Source organism: Methylophaga sp. UBA5088, assembly GCF_002414625.1.
Taxonomy (GTDB): Bacteria; Pseudomonadota; Gammaproteobacteria; order Nitrosococcales; family Methylophagaceae; genus Methylophaga; species Methylophaga marina.
The window spans coordinates 7,498-12,827 of record NZ_DIAC01000028.1 but is presented as its reverse complement, the minus strand read 5'-3'; the positions used below and the strand labels follow the sequence as shown (position 1 = coordinate 12,827).

4 protein-coding genes are annotated in these 5,330 nt (G+C 42.5%); 1 reads left to right on the top strand and 3 read right to left on the bottom strand.

All coding sequences use genetic code 11. The features are described 5' to 3' along the window. Nucleotides 1-1,073 (bottom strand): HD-GYP domain-containing protein (locus B4K20_RS03555; RefSeq protein ID WP_289281907.1); only part of this gene is annotated, 1,073 nt, incomplete at its 3' end. 177 nt (nucleotides 1,074-1,250) lie between these two features. On the opposite strand from B4K20_RS03555, the gene B4K20_RS03550 reads away from it, so the two are divergent. After that, nucleotides 1,251-1,526 (top strand): cupin domain-containing protein, encoded by a 276-nt coding sequence (locus B4K20_RS03550; RefSeq protein WP_007145314.1) that lies wholly within the window; start codon nucleotides 1,251-1,253, stop codon nucleotides 1,524-1,526. Nucleotides 1,527-1,559: 33 nt separating this feature from the next. Here B4K20_RS03550 and B4K20_RS03545 read toward each other — a convergent pair whose 3' ends face one another. Both B4K20_RS03545 and B4K20_RS03540 read right to left on the bottom strand, forming a co-directional pair. Then, nucleotides 1,560-2,783, bottom strand: a complete 1,224-nt coding sequence (locus B4K20_RS03545; protein WP_289281906.1) for an acetate/propionate family kinase — start codon at nucleotides 2,781-2,783, stop codon at nucleotides 1,560-1,562. A 4-nt stretch (nucleotides 2,784-2,787) separates the two neighbouring features. After that, complete coding sequence (locus B4K20_RS03540) at nucleotides 2,788-5,184, bottom strand: phosphoketolase family protein (RefSeq protein WP_289281905.1); 2,397 nt, start codon at nucleotides 5,182-5,184, stop codon at nucleotides 2,788-2,790. Nucleotides 5,185-5,330: the final 146 nt, after the last annotated feature.

The following is a 5,330-nucleotide window of genomic DNA, read 5'->3' as shown; positions in this document are numbered from 1 at the left end:
TCTGCTTTGTTGCGCCTGACAGCAGCCACACACTCAGCATCCAGTTTATTCGCCTGTTGCATTTTTTCCAGTTCAGCAAGGGCATCATCTAAAGGCCACGGTTTTTTGTAGGGGCGTTGGCAAGTCAAAGCATCAAAGATGTCTGCTACCGTTGCAATTCTGGCCTCAAGTGGAATCTGCTCCCCTTTTAAACCTTTGGGGTAACCTGAGCCGTCAATGTATTCATGATGACAGGCTACGATATTTCGCATCATATCTGTATCCCGCATATCTACCAGGTTATAGTCATTCAGCACTTGCTCGAGCATCACAATCCCCTTTTCCACATGGGTTTTCATAATGCTGCGCTCTGCATCATCCAATCGACCTGGTTTATTGAGTATGGTGTCAGAAATACCGATCTTGCCAATATCATGCAGTCGGGCAAATATGTACACATGTTCAATAAACTCATCACTCAAGCGATGTTTTTTTGCCAAATCAGTAGCAATAATTCTGGCGTAACATGCCATACGATCAAGATGTAATCCGGTTTCAAAATCTCTGAAATCAGTGAAATCTCTAGCTGCTCTGACTGTCGCTAACAAGGTATTAACCAGTGATAATTCTTCATTAATCATCATGGATATGAATTGAGCATACAAACTTAACGTAATTTTTTCTGCGTCGCTCAAATGTTGAGGTAGATGTTCAATCTCAAAACAAACAAACCCAATAAAGCGTTGTGCTTGTTTAATGGGAATAATAAACGCGGCTAAACTTTGTGGATCTTGTTGAAAATGTTGCCAGATGGGATCATCCGTGGCGAATGAGACAAGCTTACCTTCTTCTTGTTGGCATAAGGTAAACAAGGCTTGGTTAGATTTGAGATAGAGACTTTCATCCTTGCCGTGGCTAGCAAAATGATGACTACTCAGAAATTTTTTCAGTGAATCTGTTTTCTCATCATAAAGCAGACAGGATGACTGCGTTATCTGAGGTAAACTCTGTCGCAAACACTCATGCAACACTTCTAATCGCCCATTCAGCGTATCTGGCTTATTCGCTAGGAGTGATATCACTTTTGCATCCATTTCACGCCTCCTTAACACTGCTCTCTTCATTAAGAACAGTTGTATCAATCTATTAATGAGTGCGACAAGAATCCTTCTTGTTAGTTGCTTTCTGTTATTATTCGCCTGCCATCATGGCAATAACGGCTTACTCAATTGTGAGATTGAGCTATCTACATTGATATTTTAGAGATCACTATGCCTGAAATTATAATTGAAAAAAACCCAAGTGAAGCACGTTTGCAAGAGTTAGGTGTTGCGGGTTGGGAAATCTGGGACTGTCCTGTGACTGAATTCAGATTGGACTTCGACGAAACTGAAAAAGCCTATATCTTAGAAGGCGAAATCGTTGTGACACCAGATGGTGAAGCACCTGTTACCGTTGTTGCTGGTGATTATGTTGAATTTCCAGCGGGATTAAAAAGCTTCTGGAAAGTCACAAAAACATTACGTAAGCACTATAGTTACGACTAGTTTTTCTGAAAAAGGCATCCACCGGGTGCCTTTTTATTTGTTTAGATTTAGCTGTATGGCAATATTCCGTGCGATCTGTTTTTCTTCATCCGTTTTTATCACCAAGATAGGTACATCACTCCTCAGATGATGAACGGCTGATACTGTCTCTTTTAACTTCTGATTGTTTTCAGCATTGATAACAACGCCATATCGGCCTAATTCATCACAGGCCAAAGCACGAATCATGGCTGCATTTTCACCAATGCCGCCAGTAAATATGATGGCGTCGACTCGTCCCAGACTAATCATGTAGGCGCCAATATAACGTCGAAGCTGGTGCACATACATTTGAATCGCTAAGCTCGCTTCTTTATCACCCTGCTCAGCTCGATGCTGAATTTCAGCCATATTATGTGTGCCGGTAATCGCCACCAAACCGGATTCAAAATTAAGCTGATGCTCCAGCTGTTCTGCTGAGATACCTGTCTGCTCTTGTATATATAGAGGTACAGCAGCATCCAAGTCGCCACTGCGATTTCCCATCATAAGGCCCTGTAATGGCGTAAAGCCCATCGAAGTATCGAAACTCTGGCCGTTTTTAATCGCACAAGCGCTTGCACCATTGCCCAGGTGCAAGGTAATTAAATTGAGTTCATTCAGAGGTTTGTCCAGATAAACAGCGGCCTGCTGAGCTACATATTGATGAGATAAGCCATGAAACCCATAGCGACGGACATCATGGTTTTGATACCAGTCATCAGGCACTGCATATCGATAGACATGCTCCGGAATAGTCTGGTGAAAGTCGGTATCAAAAACGGCAAATTGTCTGACCTGAGAAAATAATTCCTGGCAGGTTTTTATGCCTGCAATATTACCCGGTAAATGCTGTGGTGCCAGATGTTGGTATGACTCAATAGTCGTGAGGACATCTTTGTTCAACTCAACTGGAGCAAAGAATCGAGCACCACCATGAACAACCCTATGGCCTATCACATCTAACTGTATCCCCGATGCCCCGTTAAAGAAACACTGCATATCATCTGCAATCACGTGAAAAGCAGCCTGATGATTTTTTATTGCAACAGTAGCCTCTGGCTGTTTGAAATTATCTGTAAAGCGTTCATCCACGCAAACATGATGTTTTGCGGATGACTCACCAATCCCCTGGATGCTGCCTTCTAATAAAACAGCCTCATCCTTGAGCTGAAGTAATTTATATTTAACAGACGAACTACCACTGTTAAGTACTAATATGACAGATTGCGTTGTCATGAGATTACTCTTTTATGGTTGAGATATCGCCCCACTTCCAATCACCAAACTCAGGCTTATCGATACCGTATTCATAGGCATATAAACTACAGCTTATTTGATGATCACGTAATTGTTGTTTTGCATGAGCACCAATACCTTGTAAACGATCCACTCTATCAATGATGTCCATAGCGATAGTAAATCGATCAATCTGATTACGGATCGCTAACTCCAGTGGCGTATTGATATTGCCCTTTTCGTTATAACCATGAACATGAAAATTGGTATGATTGGTCCGACGGTAAATCAAGCGATGAATTAACCATGGATAACCATGGAAATTAAAGATCACCGGTTTATCTTTTGTAAACAGGCTGTCAAAGTCTTTATCACTCAAACCATGAGGATGTTCACTGTCCGAGATGAGTTTGAATAAGTCGACAACATTAATAAAACGAATCTTCAAATCATCAAAATACTGATGAATCAGATCTATTGCGGCCAGTGCTTCCTGGGTTGGTATATCGCCACACCCCACCACAATCACATCTGGTTCAAAACCTTCATCTGAACTTGCCCACTCCCAGATACCCACACCTTTTGTGCAGTGTTTAACTGCTTCATCCGCATCAAGATATTGGAAATGTTTTTGTTTGTCGGCCACAATCACATTCACATAATTTTTGGCCTTCAAACAGTGGTCGGCAACAGATAACAAGGTATTCGCATCTGGTGGCAGGTAAATACGGCACACTTTTGGACTCTTATTGAGGACCAGATCTAAAAAGCCCGGATCCTGGTGGGTAAAACCATTGTGATCTTGACGCCAGACTGTGGATGTAATCAGTAAGTTAAGCGAGGATATCGGTGCACGCCATGCGATGTTATTACAGATATCCAACCATTTAGCATGTTGGTTAAACATGGAGTCAATCACATGAATAAACGCTTCATAACTGGCAAAAAAACCGTGTCTACCCGTTAATAAATACCCTTCCAGCCAACCTTCCAGCGTGTGTTCGGATAACATTTCCATAACGCGACCATCTCGTGCCAGTTCGCCACCATCCTGATCTTCGGGTAATAACTCACCCATCCATGTTTTTTTACTGACTTCATAAATATTATCGAGCTTATTAGAGCTGTTTTCATCGGGACCAAAGACTCTGAAGTTGCTGTTATTTTTCTTCATGATGTCACGCAGAAACTGACCTAATGGTCGGGTGTTTTCTACCAGACTCTGACCTGGCTTATCGATAGATACCGCATAATCACGAAAATCAGGCATTTTCAGTGCTTTTCTAAGCAATCCACCATTGGCATGTAGGCTGGCACTCATTCTTTTGTTACCTTTTGGTGCCAGTGCTTTTAACTCTGGCAGAAGCTGACCATCTTCATTAAATAGTTGCTCTGGTCTGTAACTTTTGAGCCAGTTTTCTAATTGAGCAAGGTGTTCCGGATTATCTTTAACCCCACCTAATGGCACCTGATGCGCGCGCCAGAAACCTTCGACCTTATGACCATCCACTTCTTTTGGCCCTGTCCAGCCTTTGGGGGTGCGCAGAATGATCATCGGCCAACGCGGCCTTTCATCGCTGCCAGACTCTCTGATACGTTGCTGTGTTTCACGAATGTCCACAATGCACTCTTCCATCACTTTTGCCATGGTTTGATGCATAAGCTCAGGGTCATCGCCTTCGACAAAATGTGGCGTCCAACCATAACCACGGAATAACTGCTCAATTTCCTCATGTGAAATACGAGACAAAATCGTGGGATTATTTATTTTATAACCATTTAAATTCAGGATGGGTAAAACAGCGCCATCCGTTTTAGGATTAAGAAATTTATTTGAATGCCAAGAGGTTGCCAGTGGACCCGTTTCTGATTCGCCGTCACCGACCATAACGGCCACAACTAAATCAGGATTGTCATAAGCCGCACCAAAGGCATGTGAAACACTGTATCCCAGTTCTCCACCTTCATGAATAGAGCCCGGTGTTTCGGGTGTACAGTGACTACCAATCCCACCCGGAAAAGAGAAGGATTTAAAAAAGTGTTTCAGACCGTCAATGTCTTCACTTTTATTCGGATAAATCTCTGAGTAAGTGCCTTCCAAATACACGGGCGCTAATACACCAGGCGCCCCATGACCAGGGCCTGCTAGAAAAATCGCATCCAGATCGTATTTATTAATCAATCTGTTCAAATGGATATAAGAAAAGCTCAAAGCCGGACTGGCACCCCAGTGTCCCAATAGTCGATTCTTAATATGTTCAGCTTTGAGAGGTTCACGCAGTAGAGGGTTGTCTTGCAGATAAATCATGCCTGCGGCAAGGTAGTTACAGGCTCGCCAGTAAGCATCAATGTTTGACAGATCGTTGGCATCAAGAGGTGTAGCAGACAAAGTGCTGTTCATAGAGTACTCCTTGCTTTATGTATCAGTGCAGACTAGCTAAGTAAGATGACAATGGTTTGACTTACTCAAGCTGACATTTGATAAAAATGATAGTTTCAATCAGCGTACTCTTATTGCTGACTACCATAAAGAGGAATAACGAATAA

Coding starts and splice junctions, on each gene's coding strand:
- B4K20_RS03550 (WP_007145314.1), top strand. CDS start 1,251: ATGCCTGAAATTATAATTGAAAAAAACCCAAGTGAAGCACGTTTGCAA.
- B4K20_RS03540 (WP_289281905.1), bottom strand. CDS start 5,184: ATGAACAGCACTTTGTCTGCTACACCTCTTGATGCCAACGATCTGTCA.
- B4K20_RS03545 (WP_289281906.1), bottom strand. CDS start 2,783: ATGACAACGCAATCTGTCATATTAGTACTTAACAGTGGTAGTTCGTCT.